Source organism: Promicromonospora umidemergens, from assembly GCF_024171995.1.
Classification (GTDB): domain Bacteria; phylum Actinomycetota; class Actinomycetes; order Actinomycetales; family Cellulomonadaceae; genus Promicromonospora; species Promicromonospora umidemergens.
Genome location: NZ_JAMTCT010000002.1, coordinates 438384 through 461041 on the forward strand (window position 1 = coordinate 438384; position 22658 = coordinate 461041).

A 22658-nucleotide genomic window follows, 5' to 3' on the forward strand; every position below is an offset into this window, starting at 1 on the left:
TCCTGCGCACGAAGTCCTGAAGGAGGGCCAGTGTCAGACGCCGACCCGGCGGACCGACCGCACACCCAGGTGCCCGTGCCCGACGGCGGGGACGCCGCCTGCTGGCTGTCCGAGGTCTGCCCCGACTGCGGTGCCCTCAACGAGAGCCCGACGGGCCCCTGCTGGCGCTGCGGCGCCGTCCGTGGCGAGGAACGTAGCGACACGGACGGCGCCGGCGCCGCAAGCTACGGCCCTACCCCTTGATCCCGGTCATCGTGATGCCCTGGATGAACGTGCGCTGGGCGAAGAAGAACAGCACGATCACGGGGATCAGGACGAGGGTGCTGACGGCCATGAGGGGGCCCACCGCCGTATCACCCTCTGCTCCCTGGAAGAACGTCAGGCCCAGTGACAACGTGTAGCTGTTGCTGTCGGACAGGTACAGCAGCGGGCCGAGCAGGTCGCTCCAGGACGCCAGGAACTGGAACAGGGCCACCGCCGCGAGCGCCGGCTTGCACAGCGGCAGGATCACCTGGAAGAAGATCCGCAGCTCCCCTGCGCCGTCCACGCGGGCGGCGTCCGAGAGAGTCGTGGGGATCCCCATGAAGAACTGGCGCATGAGGAAGATGCAGAACGGCACCCCGAAGAACTGGGGCACGATGAGCGGCAGGTACGTGTCGGTCCATCCGATGGCGCGGTATGCGGTGAACAGCGGGACCATCGTGACGTAGAACGGGATCATCATCGTGGCGACGAGAACCCCGAACAGGGCGTTGCGGAACGGCCAGTCGATCCGGGCCAGGCCGTAGCCCACCAGGGCGCTCGAGAACGCGGCGCCGATCATGGACGGGATGCAGATGAGCAGCGTGTTGAAGAAGTAGCGGGCGAAAGGGAACGCAGAGAGCCCGTACGCGTAGTTGCCCGTCGTGATGACCTCGGGGAACCACTCGATCGGGAACTTGCCGATATCGGCCGCCGTCTTCAGGGATCCGCTCACCATCCACACCAACGGCAGGAGGAACACCAGGCTCACGACGATGAGCACGGTGTGCTTGGTGAGGGTGGCGGCGAGGCGCGGCCAGAGGGGGCGCCGGCGCGAGGCCCTGCTGACCGGTTCTGCGGTGCGCACGCTCATGAGGCTCCTCCGTAGTAGACGTGCCGTCCGACCAGGCGGAACGTCATGAGTGATGCGATCGCGATGATGATGAAGAGCACCCATCCGATGGCGCTCGCGTACCCGAGCTCGAAGTTGTAGAACGCGGTGGTGTACAGGTAGACGCCGGAGACGAGCGTGGATCCCGCCGGGTCACCGTTGGCTCCCGCCAGGACGAACGCCTGCGTGAAGTACTGGAATCCGGCGATGAGGCCGGTGACGAGGCCGAACAGCAGGTGCGGGCTGATGAACGGAAGGGTGACGGCGTGGAATCGAGCCCAGGCCCCCGCCCCGTCGATGGTCGCCTGTTCGCGGAGCTCCTGCGGCACTCCCTGCAGGCCTGCCAGCAGGATGATCATGAGGTTGCCGACGCCCCAGAGGCCGAAGATGATCAGCGCAGGCTTCGACCACGCGGGGTCGCTGAGCCAGCCCGGACCCTGGATGCCCACCGAGCCCAGCAGGTTGTTGAGGATGCCGTACTGGGGGTCGAGCACGTAGGTCCACACGACGGCGGCCGCGACGATCGGCACGATCGAGGGGAGGAAGAAGATCACCCGGTAGACCGACATCCCACGCGCCCGCAGGTTGAGCAGCAGCGCGAGCCCGAGCGCGACGGCGAGCCCGAGGGGGACGGAGGCGACAGCGAGAATCGTGGTATTCGTCAGGGACATCCACCAGCTCGAGTCGTGGAGCAGCTCGCGGTAGTTCTGCAGTCCCACGAAGCTGGTTCGGCCACCGACCAGCGACACGTCCGTCAGGCTGTTGAAGAGCGACGTGGTCACCGGTGCGAGGGTGAACAGGACCAGCCCGATGATCGCGGGGGACGTGAAGACCAGACCCCAGAAGAAGTTGTGCTTCTGTCGTCGGGTCCGCGGGATCCAGGGCTGCCGGGCCGGCGTCGCACGAGGTGTGGGTACGGTGGTCCGTGCGGGGTGCGTCGTCGCCGTTGTCATGACCCGTTCCTCTCGCGGAACTCGTCCCATTCCGCATTGGTGATCTCCGAGACGCGCTGCATCGCCCGCTCGGGGCTGATCCGGCCGAAGATCGCCTGGCCGACGAAGATGTCCAGCTGCTGGGTGTAGGTGGCGGCGACGGGGATGGGCGGGCGCACGTTCTGGGCGTCCCGCAGCGCCTCTGCGAAGATTCCGAGCGTGGGGTCCTGCTCGAGCTTCGCGAGCGCCGGCGCCTGGACGATCCCCGGGATGTTGGACATCTCCTCGTAGTTCTTCGAGGTGCCTTCCGGGGACGTCGTCACCCACCGGATGAAGTCCCAGGCCGCGTCCGGATCCTTGGCCTTCGAGGGGATGAACATGTTCCACCCCCCGATCCAGGTGGCGCTGCCCGGCTCTCCGTACCCTTCGGCGAACGGGAACGGCACAGAGGCCAGCTTGATGTCGGAGTTCTGTGCGAGGTTGCTGGCATCGTTGGCCGTCATCGGCATCATGGCGACGTTCCCGGTGCCAAGGACGGGCAAGGAGAATCCTGGTGGGGTGACGGCGACGTTGCCTGCCCCGCCCATCCGTTCGGTGAAGTCGCAGATCCACTCCAGCGCGGTCACGACCGCCGGGCTTTCCGGGGTCACCCGAGCGTTGTCCTGCGAGACGAAGTGCGCGCCGTAGGCGAAGCCGATCGTGTACAGCGAGTTGCTGTAGCCGTAGTAGTTCCAGGGCATGGTGCCGATCCGGGTGGCGCGGCCGCCCTCGCGGCGCAGGATCGCGTCGCTCATGCGTGACAGGTCGTCGAGGGTGACGGGAGGGGATTGCGGGTCGAGGCCTGCCTCGGCCAGCAGTGCCGGGTTGTAGAAGAGCGGGAAGTTGGGGTCGACCATCGCGGGCATCGAGTAGACGCTTCCGGTGACGCTCATCGCGTTCCACACCGTGGGGTGGAAGTTCTGCTCGCCCAGACCCGAGGCGGCGAGGTACGGGCCGAGGTCGGTCGTCACGCCCAGCCCTGTCAGCTGCGGATATTGCTCCGGGGTGACGAAGGCCACGTCCGGTGGGCTCTCGGAGGCGATCGCCGTCAGGAGGCGTACCTGCGTGTCGGGCGAGGGAGGCGCGAAGGTGATGCGCACGGCGACCTCGTCCTGGATCTCTTCGTAGAGCTCGGCCATGGCGACCCATGCCTTGCCCGCACGGCCGCCCCAGAGGTTGTACATCTCGATGGTTCGGGGTCGACCGCCGGCCGGCTGCTTGTCGAGCGCTCCGGAGAGCTCCGCGGCTCCGACGCCGTCGCTCACGACCGTGCAGCCGGCCAGGCTCCCAGCGCCGACGAGGGCACCAAGGAGCACCGCGCGGCGGGAGACCGCCCAGGAGGGGGTTGTGGTGGGACGAAGGCCGAAGGGCGACATCTTCGATCGCGGGCGCGCTTCTGCCATGGAGATCTCCTGTCGACGCTGACGGGCGAACTTGGAACGTTTCAAACTGCCGTGATTCTGCAGTTGCCCACTAACCGAGTCAAGACTTCGCCAGTAAGTGTGCAGATATTTGTGGACGTCGGCCGATATTGGGCAAGCCGCATCCCGAGGCCGTCATTCCGTGGTGCGGAGCGAACGTCCGGCTCGTAACGACCGGGTCTCTGCTCGGAACTGACGGGGCGACCTGCCCATGAGCCGTCGGAACGTCCTGCCGAAATTGGACAGGTCGTAGAAGCCGCTGCTTCGGGCGATGGCCGCGATCGGGTCGTCGGTCGCCTGGAGCAGGCTGATGGCGTAGCGGATGCGCAGGCGCGCGATGTACTCGCTCGACGAGAGCCCCACGACCTTGGTGAAGCGAGCGGAGAAGTACGTCCGCTCCAGCTGGGCGCGCTCGGCCAGGGATGCCAGGGTGTGCGTCTCGCGACAGTTCCGGTCGAGCCAGTCGCGCACGGCGATGATGCGGTCGTCCGACGGGGAGGTCCGTTCGGTCGCCTTCATCAGCCCGCGGTCGATCACCGCGTGCGCACAGGTCGCGAGCAGGGCCGTACGCAGAGCGGACAGCAGGTCCAGGCCTCGCGGACGGGCTGTCTCCTGCACGAGCAGGTCGAGCTGGGCTCGACGTTGTCGGACGGCGCGAGCCGGACCTGGGCGAAGTCCGTGGTGAGCAACCCTGGTGCCGACGGCAGGGGGATGAAGGCTGCCAGCGCTTCGTCGAGCGGAGGCTGCAGGTCCGGCAGCGGGTGCAGGTCGGGGTCGATGAAGACGTTCACGACGTTCAGGCCGTTCTCGTCGGTGAGGAGACTGTGCTTCTGTCCGGTCACCGTCACCGCGACCGATGGCGACACGATCTTGTGCGTCGTGTCGCCCATGAGGTGCTGCCCCTCGCCGGACAGCACGAAGGTCAGGAGCACGACGTCCAGGTGGTGGGGGTCCAGCTCGGGGTTGACGAAGCGCGGGTAGCGCTCTGCGGCCACCCCCGCGTGCCGCAGGCTCGGGAAGTGCTCCCGCAGGCGCCTCGCCGGTCGCGACGTCGACATGGTCCTGGTCCCTCGATCCTGTCGGAGGCCAACATCCTCGCCAAGCTGCCCAAGATACGCCGTGTCTGCTGCAGATAGCGCGCATATCGTGGTGGGCATCGCCCCCACCCGAAGGAGGGTCATCTCGTGCTGCAGATCGATGTCGATGCCGACTCGTGCGTCGGAGCAGGACAGTGCACGCTCACGGCGCCGGACGTCTTCGACCAGGACGACAGCGGGATCGTCATGCTCCTGACCGACGACGTCCCCGATACCTCGGAGGTGCGGGAGGCCGCTGCGCTCTGCCCTGCTCGCGCCATCAAGATCAGGGAGTGACCCATGACCCGAGTGGTCGTCGTCGGGGCCTCCGTCGCAGGGGTCACCCTGGTGCAGGGACTGCGTGAGCTGGGGTTCGCCGGCGAGATCGTCCTGCTCGACGCCGAGAGCGGGCGGCCGTACCAGCGGCCGCCGTTGTCCAAGGAGATACTGCTGGGGACCAGCCCGGAACGCGCTGACCTCGTCGACGAAGCAGGTCTGGAGTCGATCGGCGTGGACTTCCGGCCCGGTGAGACGGCAGAACGGATCGACGTGGCTGATCGGCGATTGCTGACGGCTCGCGGGAAGCTCCCGTACGACCACGTGGTGATCGCGAGCGGCGCAGCACCCACGGTTCCCGCTGAGCTTCGCCACCTCGTGGACGACGGAGCTCACCTGCTCAGGACTCGGCGCGATGCCGCTGCTCTCGCAGCCGTGCTCCGCAGCGAGCGGAGCCTGATGGTGATCGGTGGAGGTGTGCTCGGCTCGGAGATCTGTTCGGCGGCAGTATCCGCAGGGCTCCGCACGATCCTTCTTGCGCGTCCTACGCCGGCGATCGGGCCGCTGCACGGAGTGTTCGCTGCACCACTGATCCCGCTGCATCGAGCCCATGGCGTGGAGGTCAGGACGGAGCCGGCACGGGTGGACCGGTCCGCCGGCGGCTGGACCGCCGATGGCGGTGACCACCCGGCGCTCGCCGACGCCGTGGCCCTCGCCGTCGGGGTCGATGCCACTGCCTGCTGGCTCGCGAATGCCCTACCGACGACCGTCGATGGCGTGCGGTGCGACACCTCGGGGCGGGTGGCACCAGGAGTGTGGGCCGTCGGAGACGTCGCCGATCGCGCGGGCGGCCGGTACGACGTCTCCCGGAGGACGCAGTCCGCTGCCATCGCCCAGGCTCGGGAGGTCGCGCGCCGGATCGTCGGCGCACCTCAGCAGCGCACGGCCGTCCCCTACTTCTGGACCGACCTCCACGGGATCCGGGTGCAGGCGGCAGGCCGCATCCCGCCCTCAGCAGAAGCACACGTGGTCGAGCGCGACGACGCCGGTACACCGGTCGCCTTTGCCGCTGTCGACCGCGGCCGGTGCGTCGGCGCGGCGGCGTGGGGATCAGCGCGGGGTTTCCGCCGCGCACGAGCGATGCTCGGCGACACGACGATCCCGCAGGAGGTCTCACGATGAACGGATATCCCGGAGGAGCCGGACAGCACGCGCTGCCGGCTGACTCGATGCCGACCCGACCGTCCCCGACGTTCGCGCGCTGGAGGGAGTCTGCCGCGCTCGTGCCCCTGGGCTTTCGAGACGGGCACGAAGGACTGCTCGTCACCCGGTACGAGGAGGCGAAGCTGGTCCTGTCCGATCCACGTTTCAGCCAGCAGCCGCAGCGCATGCCGAGAAGCGACGGTCCGGTCGAGGACGGTCGCCCCCCAGGCCCGTTGGACGAAGCCGGCGTCCTGGCTTCGTCCAGCGCGAACATCCTCGGCGTCGACGGCGCGGAACATCTGCGGCTGAGACGTGCGATCACGCGACGCTTCACCGTCCGTTCCGGCCGGACGCATCGACCACGCATCGCGGAGATCGTCGCCGAAGAGCTGGAGAACCTGATCGGCGCCGGTCCCGTCGCTGATCTGCTGGCCCATTTCGCCGAGCCGATCTCGATCCGGGTCCACGCTCTGGTGCTCGGGGTGCCCGATCATCTCGTGGATCGCTACACGGCGTGCTTTCTCCACGGTGCGCCGCGACAGGAGCAGCACGACCTGCTCCGCGCCGCGCTCGACCACCGGCGTCAGCACCCGGGCGAGGACGTGATCAGCGATCTCCTTGCCGACGAGGACCTGTCCTCCGCCGAGGTCGAGGGACTTCTCCACATGCTGAGCCTGTCGGGACGAGACACGGTCGCCTACATGATCTCGACCGGTGTGGTCGCCCTTCTGGAGAGCCCGGAGCAGTACGGCATCCTCGTCGATGATCCCGATCTCGTTCCGGGGGCCGTCGAAGAGATCGTGCGCTACTGCACGATGTTCCTCACCGTGTTCCCGCGCACGGCCACCGAGGCCGTCGCGATCGGAGATCGCACCATCCCGGCCGGTACGACCGTCTCTGTGTCGACGGTGTCGGCGAACCGGGACGAGCGACGGTTCGCGGAGCCGGAGGTGCTCGATGTCCGCCGCGACGCCCGGGGTCACGTGGCATTCGGTCACGGCCCGCACGGCTGCATCGGTCAGCAGGTCGCTCGCGTCGAGCTCGACGAGGCCTTCCGCGCGCTCGTCACCCGCCTTCCGGACCTGCGGCTGGTGTCGACAGCGCAGCACGAGCCCAGCCCGCTCGCGAACCCGGTCGCCACCTACGCGGCCAGACCGGTCCTGGTCACGGGGTTGGATCGATGAGCTCGACCCGTGCCTCCTGCCTGGTGCCCCGCGCGGCGATCGCCGCGACGACGAGCAGCCCCATGACCACGAGCATCGCCTGCCGCAGCCCGGCATGCTCGCCGAGGAACCCGAGCAGCGGCGGGCCGACGAGGAAGGCGAGGTAGCCGCAGGTCGCGACCGCGCTGACCCGCTCGGCGCCACGCTCGGGATCGTCGCCGGCCGCCGAGATCGCCACCGGGAACCCGAGCGAGGCGCCGAGCCCCCAGAGCGCGACGGCGATCCCGGCCAGGACCGGGTTCGGCGCGAAGGCGACTCCCGCGACACCGATCGCCCCGCCCACGGCGCTGACGGACAGGACGGCCGCACGCCCGTAGCGGACCACGAAGGGGCCGCCCGCGAACCGGCCGACCGTCATGGCGAGCGCGAAGCCCGCGTAGACGAGCGACCCGCTGGTGGCGGAGACTCCGTGCCCGTCGACCATCAGCAGCGGGAGCCAGTCGTTCGCCGACCCCTCGGCGAAGGCCATCGCCAGCACGACGACACCGATGAGCAGGAGTCGCGAGTCGCGCCACACGGTGGGGCGGCGCACCTCGGCCCGCGAGGCGCCGTCGGCACGTCGCCCGCGCGTTCCCCGGGATACCCGCGGGGCGGGCGCCCTGCCCGTCCCGACAGGTATCCCAGGGAACGCCCACACCGCGAGGGCGGCCATGACGGCGACCACGGCCAGCAGGTGCCAGAGCACCGGGAACTGGACCGCGGTGAGCCCGATGCCCGCGAGCGCGCCCACCACGGTGCCGAGGCTGAAGCAGCCGTGGAGCAGTGGGAGAACAGGCCGTCGGGTGGCGGTCTCCACCGCCGCGGCCTCGATGTTGAGGCCGATCTCCCCCGCCCCACCGCCGAGACCGACGAGCAGGAGTCCCGCGAAGACCCCCGCCGCCGTCGACGCGCCGGCGCCCAGGCCGACCACCCCGATGCCGACGACCGTGAGCACGGCGCCCACCACGATGACGGGTCGGGCTCCGTAACGCCGGACGAACGCACCCGCCGACAGGACACCGACCATCGATCCGACCGACAGCCCGAAGAGGATCAGGCCCATCCCGGCCGTCGACGCGTCCACCGCGTCTCGTACCGCGGGCGTGCGGGTCACCCACGAGGACAGGCCGATCCCCGTCAGCAGGGTCAGGGCGAACAGGGACAGCCGCAGACGGCGGTAGGGGTCGGCCATGAGGGTGATCGTACGCATGGAACGTACGAACGTACACATCCGCGCCGGAACGATTCGACGCCGGGGGCCGGGCCGATCCGGACGTCACCGACCGGGTACGCGCCAGCTCCCCTGGCACCCGGATCCCCTGGCGCCCAGTTCCCCCGGCGCAACGATCAGACCAGCTCGCGCTCCCGGCCCGCCGTCGGCTCGGTCGGGGTGGGACCCCCGGCGGCGACGGGCACGGCCGGGCGACGGCTCGGCGCCGTCCGCCCGTGCGTCGCGTACATGGCCAGCCCGACGAAGACCAGGCCGCCCACGAGATTGCCGACCACCGTGGGGATCTCGTTCCACACCAGGTAGTCCACGATCGTGAAGTCGGCGCCGAGCATGAGGCCGGCCGGGAACAGGAACATGTTCACGATCGAGTGCTCGAACCCCATGTAGAAGAACAGCATGACGGGCATCCACATCGCGACGACCTTGCCGAGCACGCTGGTCGACACCATCGCGAAGACCACACCCGTCGACACCATCCAGTTGCACAGCACGCCGCGGACGAACAGCGTGAGCATCCCGGCGGCCCCGTGGTCGGCGTAGCCGACGGTCCGGCCCTCACCGATCACCCCGATCGCCTGGCCCACCTCGCTGGGCTCCGTCGAGAACCCGTACGTGAAGTAGACGGCCATGAGGACGGCCACCATGATCGCGCCGGCCAGGTTTCCCACGAACACCAGGCCCCAGTTGCGCAGCACCGCGCGGACGGTGACGCCCGGCCGCTTGGCCAGCCAGGCCAGCGGCGCGAGCGTGAACACGCCGGTGAGCAGGTCGAACCCCAGCAGGTAGAGCATGCAGAAGCCCACGGGGAACAGGATCGCGCCGAGCAGCGGCTCGCCCGTCTCGGTCGAGACGGTGACGGCGAACGCCGCGGCGATGGTGAGCAGGGCGGCGCCCATGAAGGCCCGGATCAACGTGTCCCGCGTCGACAGGTGCACCTTGGCCTCACCGGCGTCGATCATGCGGGTCACGAGGTCTGCTGGCTTCACATGGGTCATGACGGGAGACTCGCGAAGGCGGGTTTCGCGCCGCGAGCCGCGGCGTTACGTTCACGGCGCTTTTTCCTCACCACCCGCTGCCCGACGCCGAGAGCGGTGCTCCGCCCGTCAGCCGACGCCGATGTGCGGCATCAGGTCGAGGCGCTCCAGGATCACTCCCTCGCGCAGCGCCCAGGGGCAGATCTCGAGCTCGGCCAGGTCGAAGACGTCCATGCACGCCTCGGCCACCAGCGCGCCCGGCACGATCTGGTGGGCCCTGCCCGGTGAGACGCCGGGCAGGCCGGCCAGGTCGTCGGCCTCCATGGTGGTGAGCTCGTCGAGGCGTTCGCGCAGGGTCTCGAGCCGCAGCACCCGGCGCACCAGCGGCCCGTCGCCCGCCGGGGCGGCCCCGCAGATGCGCGCCAGCGAACGGAAGGTCTTCGAGGTCGCGGCCGCACGGTCGGGCCGCCCGCCGCGGAGCAGGTTCCCGGCGTTCTGCGCGATCTCGGCGCGCAGGTCGCGGCGCAGGTCGCGGAGCGCCCCGGCGTCGGGCAGGCTCCCGAAGTGCGTGCGGGCGAGGCGGGCCGCCCCGAGCGGGAGCGACCACGCGGCGTCGGGCGCCTCGTCCGCTCCGCCGGCGATCTCCAGGGAGCCACCGCCGATGTCGAACACGGCCAGCCGCCCGGCCGACCAGCCGAACCACCGGCGCACGGCCAGGAACGTCAGCCGGGCCTCGTCCTCGCCGCTGAGCACCTGAAGCCGCACCCCCGTGCGGTCGAGCACCGTCCTGAGCACCGTCTCGGAGTTCACGGCGTCGCGCACGGCGGACGTCGCGAACGCCAGCGTCTCGGCGCAGCCCCGTTCCTCGGCGACCCGCATGGCCTGCGCGGTGAACTCCACGAGGGCGTCGACCCCCGCCTGGCCGACGACACCCTGGTCGTCCAGGTGCTCCGCGAGCCGCAGCGGCTCCTTGTGGAAGGAGGCGGGCAACGGCGCCGCGCCGCCATGGGCATCCACGACCAGCAGGTGTCCCGTGTTAGAACCGATGTCAAGCACGCCCAGACGCATGGAGCAGACGCTACCGCGATCGCCTCTACCGAGGCGCTCGGGAGGGGTCCCGCGGTGATCTGGGTACTTTTCGGTCAGGACGGCCAAACGGCCTAATCCGTACATCCACCCCGAAAGGATCACAGTGGACAGGAAGCGAAAGCGCATGGTCCGCCTCGGCGCAGGCCTCGCCGCTGCGACGCTCGTGTGGACCGGCGTCACCTCCAGCGCCCAGGCAGCGATCTCCGACGACGACCTCCGCCCGCTGGTCATCGGCGGCCAGCCCGCCGAGGAGGGCCAGTACCCGTGGCTCGTGGGTATCGGCTCCTCCGGCGAGGGCACGCCGTGGGAGCGGCAGTCCTGCGGCGGCTCGGTCATCACCAAGACGGTCGTCCTCACCGCCGCGCACTGCGTCGAGGACGCGGTTGACGACCCCGAGGGACTCGTGATCTTCTCCGGCTCCGTCGACCTGGAGTCCGACGAGCTCGTCGAGACCGCGGTGACGGACCTGCACCTCGCCCACGACTACGGCGAACCGGTCGGCTCCGCCAACGACTGGGCGCTGCTGCTGCTCGACGAGCCGGTCGACATCGATCCGATCGAGGTCGACGTGGACCCCGCCGAGTTCGAGACCCTCGAGGCGGTCGGCTGGGGCCAGACGGGCGAGGGCTACCCGACCGTCGCGCGATGGGTCGAGCTGCCCTTCGTCGACGACGAGGCCTGCTCCGACGCCTACCCGGGCGCGTTCGACGGACAGACCATGCTGTGCGCGGGCGACCTCCAGAACGGCGGCGTCGACACGTGCGACGGCGACTCCGGCGGCCCGCTGCTGGCGCCAGACGACAAAGGCCGCCAGATCCTGGTCGGCATCGTCAGCTGGGGCGACGGCTGCGCCGAACCCGGCAGCCCGGGCGTGTACGCCGAGGTGGCCGACTTCAACGGCTCGATGGATGACGCCATCGACGGCTGGGCGGACGGCGAGTAGCGGAGACCGAAGGGGGGCGCCGTCCACGGTGGACGGCGCCCTTCGTCATGAGGTGGGCGCAGCGACGTTCGTGTCCAGGCGCAGCGCGGCCACGAGCTCGCGGTACAGCTCGTCCACCTCGAGCAGCTCCGTGTGCCGGCCGACCGCTCGCACGCGGCCGCGCTCGACCAGCACGATCTGGTCGGCGTCGATGATCGTCGAGATCCGGTGTGCGATGGTCACGACGGCCCCGGTGCCTGCGACGTCCCGGATCGCCGCGGCCAGCGCCGCCTCGGTCAGGCCGTCGAGCTGTGCCGTCGCCTCGTCGAGCAGCAGGATCTCCGGCCGGGCGACCAGCGCCCGCGCCACCGCCACCCGCTGCCGTTCACCGCCGGAGAGCTGCGACGCGTTGACCTCCGTGTCGAGGCCGTCCGGCAGCACCGCCACCCGCTCGGTCAGCCGCAGGGCGTCGACGGCGGCCTGGATCTCGGCGTCGGTGGCGTCCGGCCTGGCATAGGCGAGGTTCTCCCGCAGGGTGCCAGGGACGATCGGCGTGTCCTGCTCGACGTAGGCGATCCGGGCCCGGATCTCGTCGGTGCTCCAGTGCGCGTAGGGGTGCCCGTCGAGCTCTACCCGCCCGCCGTCCGGGCTGAGGAACCGGAGCAGCAGCGACATGATCGTCGTCTTCCCGGCGCCAGAGGGGCCGACGATCGCGGTGTGACCACGCCGTGGCACGTCGAGGCTCACGCCGTCGAGCGCCGGCGCCGCGGCGGCGTCCGCGCCGGCATAGCGGTAGGTGACGTCGTGCAGCCGCAGCACCGGCGGCTCGACGTCGACGCCCGCCGCGTCCCCGTGATCGCTGCGCGAACCGGGCCCGGGGACGCCGTCGTCCGCCTCCAGCTCCATCTCCTCGACCTCGGCGATCCGCGCGGCGGCCGCGAGCCCGGACTGGAGCGACGTCAGCGACATCGTCAGGAGCATGACCGGCATCATCAGCTGGAACACGTACAGCAGGAACGCCACGAGCGTGCTGACGGTGATCGCGTCGGTCGAGACCCGCCAGGCCCCGACGCCGAGCAGCAGCATCACGGCCAGGTTGACCGCGACCCCGGTGATCGTCCAGGACACGTTCTCGAGCTTGACGGCGCGGATGCCGCTGCGGGCCGACGCCTCGGCATGCTCGGAGACCCGGGCGGTCTCGCGCGACTCGGCGCGGGCGGACTTCACGGTCCGCAGGGCCCGGACAACTCCTTCGAGGCGCCCGCCGAGCGCGCCCACGTGCTCCTGTGCCTCCTGCTGCGCCTTGGACAGCCGCGGCATCAGGGCGACCACGCTGATGCCGGCGAGCACCAGGACGACGAGGGTCACGCCGAGCAGCACGACGTCCAAGTAGGCCATGAGCGCCACCGCACCGATCAGACCGATGACGCCGTTGACGAAGTTGACCACGCTGGACGTCGTCGCCTCGCGGATGAGCAGGGTGTCCGAGGTGACGCGGGTGACGAGCTCGCCCGGCTGGCGGGCGGTGACCTCGGGGACGCGAGCGTGCAGCAGGTGGCGGACGAGGCCGGTGCGTGCCGCGAGGATGATCCGCTCGGCCAGCGTGCCGAGCATGATGCCCTGGATCAGCCCCATGGCGGACCCGGCGACCAGCAGGACGCCGAGGATCGTGATCGGGGTGCGCAGGGAGGCGGACGTCTCGAGCCCGTCGAGCACCGCCTTGGTGACGAGCGGCGTCGCCAGCTCGGCAGCGGTCGCCACCGCGCCGAGGACGAGGGCGACGACCAGCACCGCCTTGTGCGGCCTGGCATAGGCCCAGAGGATGCCCGCCTTCTGCTTGGTGGTCCGTTCCACGTCCTGCTCCGTCCAGTCGGTCCAGCCGCAAGCCCGTTCGTACACGAGCGATTCATTCTGCGACACTACTGTCCTATTAAGCAACTGAATTGTGCCGCGAGTGCCCACCGCATACCCTCGGCTGGTGACGACCGAGCAGATCGAACGAGGAGCACGCGCACGCACGCGGCAGGCGGTGCTGGACGCGGCCGCGGCGGTGTGGGCACACGACTTCTCGGCGTCGCTGAGCGCGATCGCCGAGCGCGCCCAGGTCAGCCGATCGACGCTGCACCGCTACTTCACCGATCGCCAGGCGCTGGTGGACGCCCTGCTGCTCGACTCGCTGGCCCGGCTGGAGACGCTGGACGACGGCGGTGCCGCGAGCGCCCCGGCGATGGACACGCTCGAGCAGTACCTGCGTGCAGGGGTCGAGATGGGCGACCGTGTGATCTTCCTGTTCGCGGACCCGAACAGGTTCGCAGGCAACCCGCACTGGTCCGCCGACGACGGAGACGGCGAGATGCGGGCGCTCGTCGACCGCGCCCGTGCGGACGGGGCGATCGACGAGCGGATCCCGACCTCTTGGGCCGTCTCCGTCTACTATGCGCTGCTCTACACCGCAGCCGAGGTCAGCAACCAGGACATGCCGCGGCACGTCGCCGCCGACCTCGCGGTGCGGTCGTTCCGGCGCAGCGTGGAGCCCTGAACGCGGGCTCGCACGCCGGCCCGGGCCTCTCTCTGGCCGGTCAGCGTGGCGCGTCCGACAGCGGGACGGGCGCCGGCCGGTCGCAGGTGCTCTCCACGCTGACCGTCGTGCCGGTGTCGGCGGCCGCGAGCAGCGCGGTCATGATGTCGAGGACGTGGTACGCGACCTCGCCGTTCGCACGCGCGACGACGCTCGGTGGCGTGGCCGCGAGGTCGGCGACGCCGTACCCACGGCCCGCGTCCCGGTACCCGGCGCTGGGCGGGAGGGTCTGCCAGGCGCCACCGAGCTCGTGCAGCTGCACGTCGCCGTCGAACCGGTTGGGATCGGGGACGACGAGCGAGCCCGCCTGGCCGTGGACCTCGATCTGCGAGGCTCGGGTGGCGACCGAGTCGAAGCTCATCACCAGGGTCGACAGCACCCCCGACGCGTGCCGGAGCACCCCGGTCACGTGCGTGTCGACGTCGACGGGGATGACCTGTCCGACCCGGTCGCCCGACCCGATCTCACGGGTCGCCCTGGTGTGGCTCGCGGCGCCGACCACCGACACGACCGGGCCGAGCAGGGTGACCAGCGTGGTCACGTAGTACGGGCCCATGTCCAGCAGCGGTCCGCCACCGGACAGGTAGTAGAAGTCCGGGTTGGGGTGCCACCGCTCGTGGCCGGGCGTCATCATGACCGCCGTCGCCGCGACCGGCTCTCCGATCGCACCGTCGTCGATGGCCTTCCGCGCCGTCTGCACCCCCGTCCCGAGCACGGTGTCCGGCGCGCACCCCACCCGCACCCCGGCCGCACGGCCCGCCTCCAGCACGGTGCGGGCGTCCTCGAGCGTGACCGCCAGGGGCTTCTCGCCGTACACCGCCTTGCCCGCCGCGATGGCCTTCAGGGCGATCTCGGCATGACTGGCAGGGGTCGTGAGGTTCAGCACCAGGTCGATGTCGGGGTCCGTCGTCAGCTCGCCGACGGTCAGTGCGCGCACGCCCTGCTCCGCCGCGACCGACGCCGCGCGGGTCGCGTCGAGGTCGGCGACCGCGACCAGGCGCACGGCCTCCAGCCGCTCGAACGTGGACAGGTACTGGCCGGAGATCGCTCCGAGGCCGACGATCCCTACCCTCAGCGGCTGGCCCACAGGATTCCCCTCTCGATGATGGTCCGGACGTTCGGTTCCTGGACGACCGCGAGGTCGTGGCCCGGCGTCGAGACGAAGACCCGGCCCTCGCCCCACAGCCGGGTCCAGATGGCCGGGCAGGTGACCGGCCGGTGCCACGGGTCGAAGTCGCGGGCGGCGAGCGTCGTGGTCGCGAGCACGTCGTTGTAGTCGTCGGACAGCACCCAGTACTGCTCGGTCGTCAGCTCGAAGTCCGTGATCCCCGCGACGATCGGGTGGTCGGCCCGGTCGGAGACGATATCGATCGTGTGCCGCACGAAGTTGTCGGCCGCCTCGCCCGCCAGCTCGTCAGGTACCGCCTTCGCCGGGTGGCAGGCGAACTGCCCGCCGATCAGCTGGAGGTAGTCCGAGCTGCTCCGGTAGGAGTCGGCGATGCCGCCGTGCCAGCCGGCGAGGCCTGCGCCGTTCCTCACCGCGGCGATGAGTCCGCGAAGCTCGTCACCGGCGATCGTGCTCATCGTGTTGGTCTGGATGACGACGTCGACGCCGGCCATGTACCCGGTGTCCGTGTAGACGGTCGTCTCGTCCTCGACCCGGACCTCGTACCCGTGCTCGTCCAGGAAGGGGAGGAACGCGTCGGTGGTCTCGACGGGCTGATGCCCGTCCCATCCCCCGCGCACGATCAGCGCGTGCTTCTTCTTCGAAGGTGTCATGTCCATGCTCTCCGCTCAAACGTTGCGCAACATTGGGCCGGAACAAAGCGGCCCCCCTTTGATACAGCAGGTGCCGAGCCAGATCAAGGGCCAGTTAGTTGCGCAACTTCTGCCGCTGCGGTTAACGTCGTCCGTATGCCGAACCCACCTCGGACGACGCTCGCGGACGTCGCGAAGGCTGCCGGCACGACGACGCCCACCGTCTCGAAGGTCCTGAGCGGTCGGTCGGACGTCTCGGCCGAGACCCGCGCGCGCATCATGCGGATCGTCGAGGAGCTCGGGTATCGCGGCCGCTCCGGCAGGGACGCGCCGTCGCGCGGAGGACGCTCCCCGTTCGTCGACCTGGTACTCAGCGGCGTCGAGGGCACCTGGGCGAACCGCGCGCTCAGCGGCGTGGAACGCGCCGCTGAGGGGGCGGGCGTCGACATCGTCGTCTCCGTGGCCCGGCCGCCCGACGACGCCTGGCTCACGCGGCTGCTCGCGCGGAGGCTGCGCGGCGCCGTGCTGGCGCTCGTCGACACGACGAGCGAACAGCTCGCGACGCTGGCGGCGGCACAGGTGCCGATCGTGCTGCTCGATCCCGTCACCCAGCCACCGAGCACGGTCGCCAGCGTAGGTGCGGCGAACTGGGCCGGCGGGCGGGCCGCCGCCGAGCACCTCCTCTCGCTGGGGCACCAGCACCTCTCCGTGCTCGCCGGGCGGCGCACGCACCTCTACAGCCAGGCGAGGGTCGACGGGTTCCGCTCCGCCGTCACGCAGGCCAGGCTCGACCTTCCGGACAGCCGGGTCGCCCATACCGGCCGGCAGCGCGCGAGCGCCGCCGAGCTCGCGACCCAGCTGCTGCGTGGCACCCCGGCACCGACGGCGGTCTTCGCCTGTTCCGACACCATGGCGCTCGGTGTGTACGACGCCGCGGCCGCCCTCGGGCTCCGGATCCCCGACGACGTGAGCGTGGTCGGCTTCGACGACCTGCCGGAGGCCCAGTGGGTCAGCCCTGCGCTGACCACCGTGCGTCAGCCGATCGCCGAGATGGGCGAGGCGGCGCTGCGGATGCTGCTGCGCATCAGCGCCGACCCGCCCGCCGAGGCGCCGCGCGAGGAGCTCGCCACGACGCTCGTCGTCCGTGGGTCTACGGCTGCCCGTCGATCGGTGTGAGGCGAACGAGCGGGTCCGGGCTGTGCACGCCGCGCGGCCGGTAGCCCAGGGCGTCCGACAGACCGAGGTAGTCGGCCAGGAGCCAGACGATGCTCAGCCACATCTCGGTCCCCTGGAGGCCGGCGACGCCGTCGGCCCCCGTGCTGTGCGGCGCGAAGGCGAAGCCCTCGCCGGCGGACCAGCTCTGGAGCGCCCGCTGGAGCTGGTCGTGTGCCCACGCACTGCCCTCTGCGCGCCGGTGCCCGGTCTGCTTGGCCGCGAGCCAGAGCGGATGGATCACGTCGAGGATGTTGCAGGCGGTGTACCCCTCAGGAGTGCCGAGGTGCGGGTCGCTCGCATGCTCCAGCACGGTGTCGATGGCCGCCTCCGGATACGGCAGCGGCAGCCCGAGCTGGGCGTACGAGCCGCGGGTCAGCCGGTAGAAACCGTTCACGGCCTGCAGCCAGCGCGGCGCGGGCCCGGGCTGCGGCGCGCCCCACAGGCCCGTCTCGGGGTTCGCCCGTGCGGACAGCCAGCCCAGGAGCCCGTAGACCGGGCCGACGCCGCCGCCGGCGAGGTCCGCCGAGAAGTCGGTGATGTTGAGGGCGCACGCGGTGGCGAGGGCGTCGACGGCGGCCCCGCTCCCCCACGCCTGGGCGCCCCAGTCACGCGCTTCGAGAGAGTCGATGACCTGCTGCTCGCTCAGCTCGTGCACGGCATGCACGGGATACGGGAGGCGCCCACCGAGCAGCCGGACCGCGTAGCCGACGCTGAGGACGTGATAGCTCGCGCTGCCGTCCGCGGGGTCGAGTGGCTCGTCCGACGTCGCCGGCCGCGTCAGGCCCTGGTCGGAGAGGTCGCCGGCCGGGATGAGCCCGGTCGCCGGGTCCTGTCGGGCGGTCAGCCGCCGGACCAGGTCTGCGGCGTCGAATCCCGGTGGAGGGGTGCCGAGCAGGACGTCGGCGATCTCGACGGCGTCGGCCCAGGGGCGGACGGCCGGCACCTGGGTCCCGGCGGACGCCGACGGGCGGTCGACGAACCGGCCGTCCTCGTAGCAGCGGGCCAGCAGGTCGCCGGCCTGCTCGCGGGCCCGCTCCGCGAAGTCGTGGAGCTCTGCCTCGAGCTCATGGGCCCGGGTGGCGCGGGTCTCCGCGCGCCGGTCGCGGATGACGCGCGCCGGGTTGCCCGCGACGACCGCCCAGTCCGGCACATCCTTGGTGACGACCGCGGAAGCCCCGATGATGACGTGGTCGCCGACCGTGACCCCGTCGAGGATCGTGGCGTTGGAGCCGATCCACACGTCGTCGCCGAGCGTGATGCCCTTGCTCCAGGTGCCCTGCTCGTGGATCGGCAGATCGTTGGACATGCGGTGGTTGAACCCGAGGATCGAGCTGTGCGCGCCGATCCGGACGCCGTCGCCCATCCGGATCTCGCCACGGACCACGGCGTAGGGGTTGATCGAGCAGTCCGCGCCGATCGTCAGCTCACCCGTGACGTAGGCGAGCGCTCCGACGTAGCTGCGGTCGCCGATGGAGAGCTGGTCGCAGAAGACCGCGGCGTTCTGGGCGATGAAGACGCCGTCACCGAACACCGCGCCCTCGGCGGCCAGCTCGACCTGCCGCGCCGCCTGTGCCTCGGCCTCCGGAGACGTGGGGTCGTACTCCCAGGGAAAGTAGTCGATACGTCGGACGCCCGCGGCCGGTGAGTGGTGCACGGCGCCAAGACTAGCCGGGCGGATCTCTCCCGCGTGCTGCCCGTGGTCGGGCACACGGCCGGAGGTGGGGTAGTATTTCGGTCGTCCCTACGGGGTCGAAACCGGCACTTCCGAGCATGCTCGGAACGCCGCGGGCTGTGGCGCAGCTTGGTAGCGCACCTGACTGGGGGTCAGGGGGTCGCAGGTTCAAATCCTGTCAGCCCGACACTGTGATGTCGCACGGTACCCCGAACAGCCGGATCCACGATTGCGTGGGTCCGGCTGTTCGTTGTCTCCCGAGATCCGGAACGGCTCGATCACACATGTGAGAGCTGGACCGATATCCCGTCAATGCATGCGGTGGGCGATACCGTCGCGCCCCAATGTCAGAGGCACGCCGTACGGTTTCGACATGCCCCCCGCGCGAAGGTACACGGACGAACGCCTTGTCACTGTTCTCTCCGCCTCGAAGAGCTGGCGAGGAGTGCTACGCGAGTGAGGGTTCGCCACGTCGTCTTCCACAGCGATGAGATCGGTGCGTGCTGAGGCAGATCGTCTCGGTCTCGACTATTCCCATTTTGTTGGCCAGCGCCGTTGGACAGACGCCGAGATTCGCACCGCTATCGCTGAATCGGATTCGTGGACCGCGGTGACCGCACGTCTGGGTATTGAGGCCGATGCCGGCGCCACCTTGATCAAGGGGCATGCCGCGCGAATCGGTGCAGACACGACACACCTTCGGGTGACAAGCCGGACGTCGAACAGCAGTCAACTGGCGCCGACGCTCGATCATCTCGATCGTGCAGGACCCGCCCTCGCGGCGGCGTGGTATCTGTTGTGCGGCCTCGATGTCTCATGGCCACTCGAGCCCAGCAGATATGACCTGCTCGTCTGCAGTCTCGCGGGAATCCGCCGCGTGCAGGTGAAGACCACGAGGACTCAGGCAGGTGGCAGCTGGAAGGTGTATCTCTCGACGACACGAGGTGAGCGCCGGACATACGACCCGGATGAGATCGATGACTTCTTCATCATCGACGGAGACCTCAACTACTACCTGATCCCAGTTGCCGTCGTGGGCGGGCTGCACGCAATACACCTCAATGCGTACGGGCGATATCGCCAGACCTCTGCGTTATGAAGGTCAGGCTTCGGACAGTTCGGATCGCGTCGGCTAGTTACGCCCGCACACCTGATCCCTGGTAAGGGCCACGTCCAAGACGCGCACATTCGCCCAACTCGATTGTGAACCTGCGCCGGTAAAGGGTGGCGAGTTCCCCAGGGCAGTCCTGTCTTCGGGACGACCGACAACAACGCCGCCGACCGTGCCCGCCTCATAGGGCGACCGCTTCCAGCACCGTGCCGCTGGTCGATCACTCCGCCACCGCTCTCGTGGCAACCCGGCGGCGGAGTACATCACCCCGGACGGGTGCTATCTGATCTCGGGCGTCACATCGACGTCGAACTTGAGGTTCACCGGCCGCCCGTTGGTCATGCCAAGGCAGACCGACGAGGCTCGTCACGCCCATCAACGGAGATCCGACTCCTTTTGCGGGGATCGCCAAGAGCGGTAGCCGATCATCGCGCTCAACATTCGATCACGTTCACCGCCAGCCCTCCACGAGAGGTCTCCTTGTACTTCAGCTTCATGTCGGCACCGGTGTCGCGCATGGTCTTGATCACCTGGTCGAGGGAGACCCGGTGGTTGCCGTCACCGTGCAGGGCGATGCGCGCCGCGTTGATCGCCTTGGTACTCGCGATGGCGTTGCGCTCGATACAGGGGATCTGAACGAGTCCACCGATCGGGTCGCACGTGAGCCCCAGATTGTGCTCCATGCCGATCTCGGCAGCGTTCTCGACCTGCTCGGGTGTCCCGCCCATGACTGCGCACAGTCCGGCAGCGGCCATCGAGCAGGCCGAGCCAATCTCGCCCTGGCACCCGACTTCTGCACCTGAGATCGACGCGTTCTCCTTGATGAGGATGCCGATGCCTGCTGCGGTGAGGAGGAACGTCACCACTCCGTCGTCGCTGGCGTCCGGGATGAACCGGTCGTAATAGTGCAGTACTGCCGGGAGGACGCCCGCCGCGCCGTTGGTCGGAGCGGTCACGACGCGTCCGCCGGCGGCGTTCTCCTCATTCACCGCCAGCGCGAAGAGAGTGACCCAGTCCATGGCGCCGATGGGGTCGCTTCGGCCCGGCTCGGCCGACAGCTTCGTATGAAGCAGCGGGGCGCGGCGCGGCACCTGCAACCCTCCGGGGAGCAGCTGCTCCTGGCTGGTGCACCCGTTATGGACGCACTCTTTCATCGCCGCCCAGATTCGCAGCAGCTCGCTACGCAGTTGCTCCTCAGACCGCCACACCAGCTCGTTGGCCAGCATGACCTCGGCGATGCTCAACTGTTCCTGGGAGCAGTGACGCAGCAGTTCAGCGCCCGAGGCGAACGGATACGGGAGACGGGTGGCGCCAGGGGTGATGCGTCGTTGCGCCATCGCGTCCTGGGCCACCACAAACCCACCACCAACCGAGAAGTACGTCGACTCATGGACCGCGTCGCCCTGCCGGTCGAAGGCGCGGAAGGTCATCCCGTTGGGGTGCTCCGGCAGGCTCCGGCGTCTGTGCAGGATCAGGTCATCGCTGCGTGAGAAGCCGATCTGATGCTCTCCACCGAGCAGCAGCAGTCCGTCCGCGCAGATCTGCCTGGCCCGGGCACCGACGGTGGCAGTGTCGACGGCCTCGGGTGTGTCTCCCAACAGGCCCAAGATCACAGCCTCGTCCGAGCCGTGCCCGCGACCTGTGGCGCCCAGGGAGCCGAACAGCTCGGCCTGCACGCGCACAACCCTGCCTAGTTCGTCCTGGTCCCGTAGCGCGTCGACGAACGCGCCGGCCGCGCGCATCGGCCCGACCGTGTGGGAAGACGATGGCCCGATCCCGATGGAGAACAGGTCGAGCGCGCTCAGCGCCATGAGCGCTCCTCATGACGGCGTGCCCGCGGGCGGATGTGCATGGGTGAGTTTCTCCTCGTGTAGTCCGATGACGAGAAACTGACGCCCGTCACGACACGTTCCATCTGCTCACGGAAGTCTGCGGACGCCGCTATACCGAACGCGGCGGCTTTGCCGACAGTCGCGTGCTCGGGTGGTCCACTCTGCTGCACGATGCGGCTGTCGACCCTGCTCATGTGTCGGCACCGTTGCGCAGCTGGCTGCCGACCGCGGGCAGATCGACATGGACGATGTCGCCCAGGGCTTCGGTCGCGACGTGCGACACCCCGATCCCGATGGGCAGTCGGGATGGTCGTCTGCGTTGACGAACTGTCGAGGGCACCCTAGGCCCATCTGGGCTGCTGATGCGATCGTCAGAACTGGAGGGGTGGGAGCAGATCATGGGAACTCCAAGGCCAGGCCGGCGGACGCCAGCACGATGAGTTCCTCCCCGCTCTGTCTGTGACCTGAGAGTTTTGTGCCGACACATGGCCGGCTTGCCCCGTCGGTGAGCCAGGCACGAAGCTCGGCTGCTCTCCAGAGTTCCTTGTCGTGGCGGTACGGGGGCCTGAGAGATTCCTGGGGAGGTGTTGCTCCTACGGCGCCACCTGAGGGTCGCTCAGGTGAACTCTCCCGCCACGCTACAGGGATGTTCAATTTTGGACGTTTCAGCGAGCACGGTATCAGATCAGTTCAATAGGGGTTCCAACTGAGGTTTTCTCGCCTCATTCTGTGGCCGGGCGTTGAAGGCGGAGCAGTACGAGGGTGGCCGCGGCCATCCCGGTGATGCGCCAAGGATCCAGCGTGATGCGGCGCAGGATGGGCCAGGTCGCCTTGAGTAGCGCGCTGGCGCGCTCGGCCGGGGCGCGGAACGCGTCGATCGCCGCGTTGCGGCTGACCGCGTCGGCGTTCAGGCTGGTCCCCATGAACGGCACGATGATGCCCGCCAGATCTGGCCGTGCTCCTCCTGCCAGACCCAACGGAGCTGTTCCGGTGGA

Annotated in this window: 22 protein-coding genes, 1 tRNA gene and 2 riboswitches; of the genes, 9 read left to right on the forward strand and 14 right to left on the reverse strand. The window is 69.6% G+C overall.

Annotated features, from left to right (window positions below):
• Nucleotides 1–30: 30 nt before the first annotated feature.
• Complete coding sequence (locus tag APR04_RS05570) at nt 31–243, forward strand: hypothetical protein (RefSeq protein ID WP_253868402.1); 213 nt, start codon at nt 31–33, stop codon at nt 241–243.
• Here the strand turns inward: APR04_RS05570 and APR04_RS05575 are convergent.
• From APR04_RS05575 to APR04_RS05595, 5 genes are all read right to left on the reverse strand, one after another.
• Entirely contained in the window at nt 233–1114 is an 882-nt protein-coding gene (locus tag APR04_RS05575; RefSeq protein ID WP_253868403.1) for a carbohydrate ABC transporter permease, read from the reverse strand. The two genes, APR04_RS05570 and APR04_RS05575, sit on opposite strands and share 11 nt — an antisense overlap.
• Complete coding sequence (locus APR04_RS05580; RefSeq protein ID WP_253868404.1) at nt 1111–2085, reverse strand: carbohydrate ABC transporter permease; 975 nt, start codon at nt 2083–2085, stop codon at nt 1111–1113. The genes APR04_RS05575 and APR04_RS05580 overlap by 4 nt, the downstream gene beginning before the upstream one ends.
• Nucleotides 2082–3506 (reverse strand): extracellular solute-binding protein, encoded by a 1425-nt coding sequence (locus APR04_RS05585; RefSeq protein ID WP_253868405.1) that lies wholly within the window; start codon nt 3504–3506, stop codon nt 2082–2084. Before APR04_RS05585 ends, APR04_RS05580 begins: the two co-directional genes overlap by 4 nt.
• A gap of 153 nt (nt 3507–3659) precedes the next feature.
• Nucleotides 3660–4043, reverse strand: a complete 384-nt coding sequence (locus APR04_RS05590) for a helix-turn-helix domain-containing protein (protein WP_253868406.1) — start codon at nt 4041–4043, stop codon at nt 3660–3662.
• Between the two features lie 14 nt (nt 4044–4057).
• On the reverse strand, nt 4058–4582 hold the full coding sequence (locus APR04_RS05595) for a hypothetical protein (protein WP_253868407.1): 525 nt from the start codon (nt 4580–4582) through the stop codon (nt 4058–4060).
• A 126-nt stretch (nt 4583–4708) separates the two neighbouring features.
• On the opposite strand from APR04_RS05595, the gene APR04_RS05600 reads away from it, so the two are divergent.
• From APR04_RS05600 to APR04_RS05610, 3 genes are read left to right on the forward strand one after another with little or no spacing between them, the layout of a single operon-like run.
• Nucleotides 4709–4897, forward strand: a complete 189-nt coding sequence (locus tag APR04_RS05600; protein WP_253868408.1) for a ferredoxin — start codon at nt 4709–4711, stop codon at nt 4895–4897.
• Nucleotides 4898–4900: 3 nt separating this feature from the next.
• Nucleotides 4901–6058 (forward strand): FAD-dependent oxidoreductase, encoded by a 1158-nt coding sequence (locus tag APR04_RS05605; protein WP_253868409.1) that lies wholly within the window; start codon nt 4901–4903, stop codon nt 6056–6058.
• The gene (locus APR04_RS05610) at nt 6055–7263 is read left to right on the forward strand and encodes a cytochrome P450 (protein WP_253868410.1); all 1209 of its coding nucleotides are present in this window, start codon (nt 6055–6057) and stop codon (nt 7261–7263) included. The genes APR04_RS05605 and APR04_RS05610 overlap by 4 nt, the downstream gene beginning before the upstream one ends.
• Here APR04_RS05610 and APR04_RS05615 read toward each other — a convergent pair.
• The 3 genes from APR04_RS05615 to APR04_RS05625 all read right to left on the reverse strand — a co-directional run bounded on the left by APR04_RS05615 (nt 7244) and on the right by APR04_RS05625 (nt 10554).
• On the reverse strand, nt 7244–8491 hold the full coding sequence (locus tag APR04_RS05615) for an MFS transporter (protein WP_253868411.1): 1248 nt from the start codon (nt 8489–8491) through the stop codon (nt 7244–7246). The genes APR04_RS05610 and APR04_RS05615 overlap by 20 nt on opposite strands.
• Nucleotides 8492–8628: 137 nt before the next feature.
• The gene (locus tag APR04_RS05620) at nt 8629–9507 is read right to left on the reverse strand and encodes a formate/nitrite transporter family protein (RefSeq protein ID WP_253868412.1); all 879 of its coding nucleotides are present in this window, start codon (nt 9505–9507) and stop codon (nt 8629–8631) included.
• Nucleotides 9508–9615: 108 nt separating this feature from the next.
• The gene (locus APR04_RS05625; RefSeq protein WP_253868413.1) at nt 9616–10554 is read right to left on the reverse strand and encodes a Ppx/GppA family phosphatase; all 939 of its coding nucleotides are present in this window, start codon (nt 10552–10554) and stop codon (nt 9616–9618) included.
• A gap of 124 nt (nt 10555–10678) precedes the next feature.
• Between APR04_RS05625 and APR04_RS05630 the strand changes: the two genes are divergently transcribed.
• On the forward strand, nt 10679–11518 hold the full coding sequence (locus tag APR04_RS05630) for a S1 family peptidase (protein ID WP_253868414.1): 840 nt from the start codon (nt 10679–10681) through the stop codon (nt 11516–11518).
• A gap of 45 nt (nt 11519–11563) precedes the next feature.
• Here the strand turns inward: APR04_RS05630 and APR04_RS05635 are convergent, their stop codons facing one another.
• Entirely contained in the window at nt 11564–13351 is a 1788-nt protein-coding gene (locus APR04_RS05635) for an ABC transporter ATP-binding protein (protein WP_253868415.1), read from the reverse strand.
• Between the two features lie 124 nt (nt 13352–13475).
• On the opposite strand from APR04_RS05635, the gene APR04_RS05640 reads away from it, so the two are divergent.
• A complete protein-coding gene (locus APR04_RS05640) occupies nt 13476–14036 on the forward strand; it encodes a TetR/AcrR family transcriptional regulator (RefSeq protein ID WP_253868416.1) in 561 nt (186 codons plus the stop codon).
• A 40-nt stretch (nt 14037–14076) separates the two neighbouring features.
• On the opposite strand, the gene APR04_RS05645 is transcribed toward APR04_RS05640, so the two are convergent.
• Together APR04_RS05645 and APR04_RS05650 are read right to left on the reverse strand one after the other, a co-directional pair.
• Nucleotides 14077–15162, reverse strand: a complete 1086-nt coding sequence (locus APR04_RS05645) for a Gfo/Idh/MocA family protein (RefSeq protein ID WP_253868417.1) — start codon at nt 15160–15162, stop codon at nt 14077–14079.
• Nucleotides 15147–15854, reverse strand: coding sequence for a ThuA domain-containing protein (locus tag APR04_RS05650; protein WP_253868418.1), 708 nt, complete (start codon nt 15852–15854; stop codon nt 15147–15149). The genes APR04_RS05645 and APR04_RS05650 overlap by 16 nt, the downstream gene beginning before the upstream one ends.
• A 135-nt stretch (nt 15855–15989) precedes the next feature.
• Between APR04_RS05650 and APR04_RS05655 the strand changes: the two genes are divergently transcribed.
• Nucleotides 15990–17009: a LacI family DNA-binding transcriptional regulator gene (locus APR04_RS05655; protein WP_253868419.1), complete on the forward strand. Its 1020-nt coding sequence runs from the start codon at nt 15990–15992 to the stop codon at nt 17007–17009.
• Here APR04_RS05655 and APR04_RS05660 read toward each other — a convergent pair.
• Nucleotides 16984–18702, reverse strand: coding sequence for an acyltransferase (locus APR04_RS05660; protein WP_253868420.1), 1719 nt, complete (start codon nt 18700–18702; stop codon nt 16984–16986). The genes APR04_RS05655 and APR04_RS05660 overlap by 26 nt on opposite strands.
• A 131-nt stretch (nt 18703–18833) precedes the next feature.
• Between APR04_RS05660 and APR04_RS05665 the strand changes: the two genes are divergently transcribed.
• Both APR04_RS05665 and APR04_RS05670 read left to right on the forward strand, forming a co-directional pair.
• Nucleotides 18834–18907 (forward strand) — tRNA-Pro (locus APR04_RS05665).
• 309 nt (nt 18908–19216) lie between these two features.
• The gene (locus APR04_RS05670) at nt 19217–19819 is read left to right on the forward strand and encodes a group I intron-associated PD-(D/E)XK endonuclease (protein ID WP_253868421.1); all 603 of its coding nucleotides are present in this window, start codon (nt 19217–19219) and stop codon (nt 19817–19819) included.
• A gap of 446 nt (nt 19820–20265) precedes the next feature.
• Here the strand turns inward: APR04_RS05670 and APR04_RS05675 are convergent, their stop codons facing one another.
• Both APR04_RS05675 and APR04_RS05680 read right to left on the reverse strand, forming a co-directional pair.
• Nucleotides 20266–21642, reverse strand: a complete 1377-nt coding sequence (locus tag APR04_RS05675) for an L-serine ammonia-lyase (protein ID WP_253868422.1) — start codon at nt 21640–21642, stop codon at nt 20266–20268.
• Nucleotides 21643–22114: 472 nt separating this feature from the next.
• Nucleotides 22115–22203, reverse strand: a riboswitch (glycine riboswitch).
• A gap of 3 nt (nt 22204–22206) precedes the next feature.
• Nucleotides 22207–22306, reverse strand: a riboswitch (glycine riboswitch).
• Nucleotides 22307–22385: 79 nt separating this feature from the next.
• Entirely contained in the window at nt 22386–22586 is a 201-nt protein-coding gene (locus APR04_RS05680) for a hypothetical protein (protein ID WP_372496064.1), read from the reverse strand.
• Between the last annotated feature and the right edge of the window lie 72 nt (nt 22587–22658).

Coding starts and splice junctions, on each gene's coding strand:
- APR04_RS05575 (WP_253868403.1), bottom strand. CDS start 1,114: ATGAGCGTGCGCACCGCAGAACCGGTCAGCAGGGCCTCGCGCCGGCGC.
- APR04_RS05580 (WP_253868404.1), bottom strand. CDS start 2,085: ATGACAACGGCGACGACGCACCCCGCACGGACCACCGTACCCACACCT.
- APR04_RS05585 (WP_253868405.1), bottom strand. CDS start 3,506: ATGGCAGAAGCGCGCCCGCGATCGAAGATGTCGCCCTTCGGCCTTCGT.
- APR04_RS05590 (WP_253868406.1), bottom strand. CDS start 4,043: ATGAAGGCGACCGAACGGACCTCCCCGTCGGACGACCGCATCATCGCC.
- APR04_RS05595 (WP_253868407.1), bottom strand. CDS start 4,582: ATGTCGACGTCGCGACCGGCGAGGCGCCTGCGGGAGCACTTCCCGAGC.
- APR04_RS05605 (WP_253868409.1), top strand. CDS start 4,901: ATGACCCGAGTGGTCGTCGTCGGGGCCTCCGTCGCAGGGGTCACCCTG.
- APR04_RS05610 (WP_253868410.1), top strand. CDS start 6,055: ATGAACGGATATCCCGGAGGAGCCGGACAGCACGCGCTGCCGGCTGAC.
- APR04_RS05615 (WP_253868411.1), bottom strand. CDS start 8,491: ATGCGTACGATCACCCTCATGGCCGACCCCTACCGCCGTCTGCGGCTG.
- APR04_RS05620 (WP_253868412.1), bottom strand. CDS start 9,507: ATGACCCATGTGAAGCCAGCAGACCTCGTGACCCGCATGATCGACGCC.
- APR04_RS05625 (WP_253868413.1), bottom strand. CDS start 10,554: ATGCGTCTGGGCGTGCTTGACATCGGTTCTAACACGGGACACCTGCTG.
- APR04_RS05650 (WP_253868418.1), bottom strand. CDS start 15,854: ATGACACCTTCGAAGAAGAAGCACGCGCTGATCGTGCGCGGGGGATGG.
- APR04_RS05655 (WP_253868419.1), top strand. CDS start 15,990: ATGCCGAACCCACCTCGGACGACGCTCGCGGACGTCGCGAAGGCTGCC.
- APR04_RS05675 (WP_253868422.1), bottom strand. CDS start 21,642: ATGGCGCTGAGCGCGCTCGACCTGTTCTCCATCGGGATCGGGCCATCG.
- APR04_RS05680 (WP_372496064.1), bottom strand. CDS start 22,586: ATGGGGACCAGCCTGAACGCCGACGCGGTCAGCCGCAACGCGGCGATC.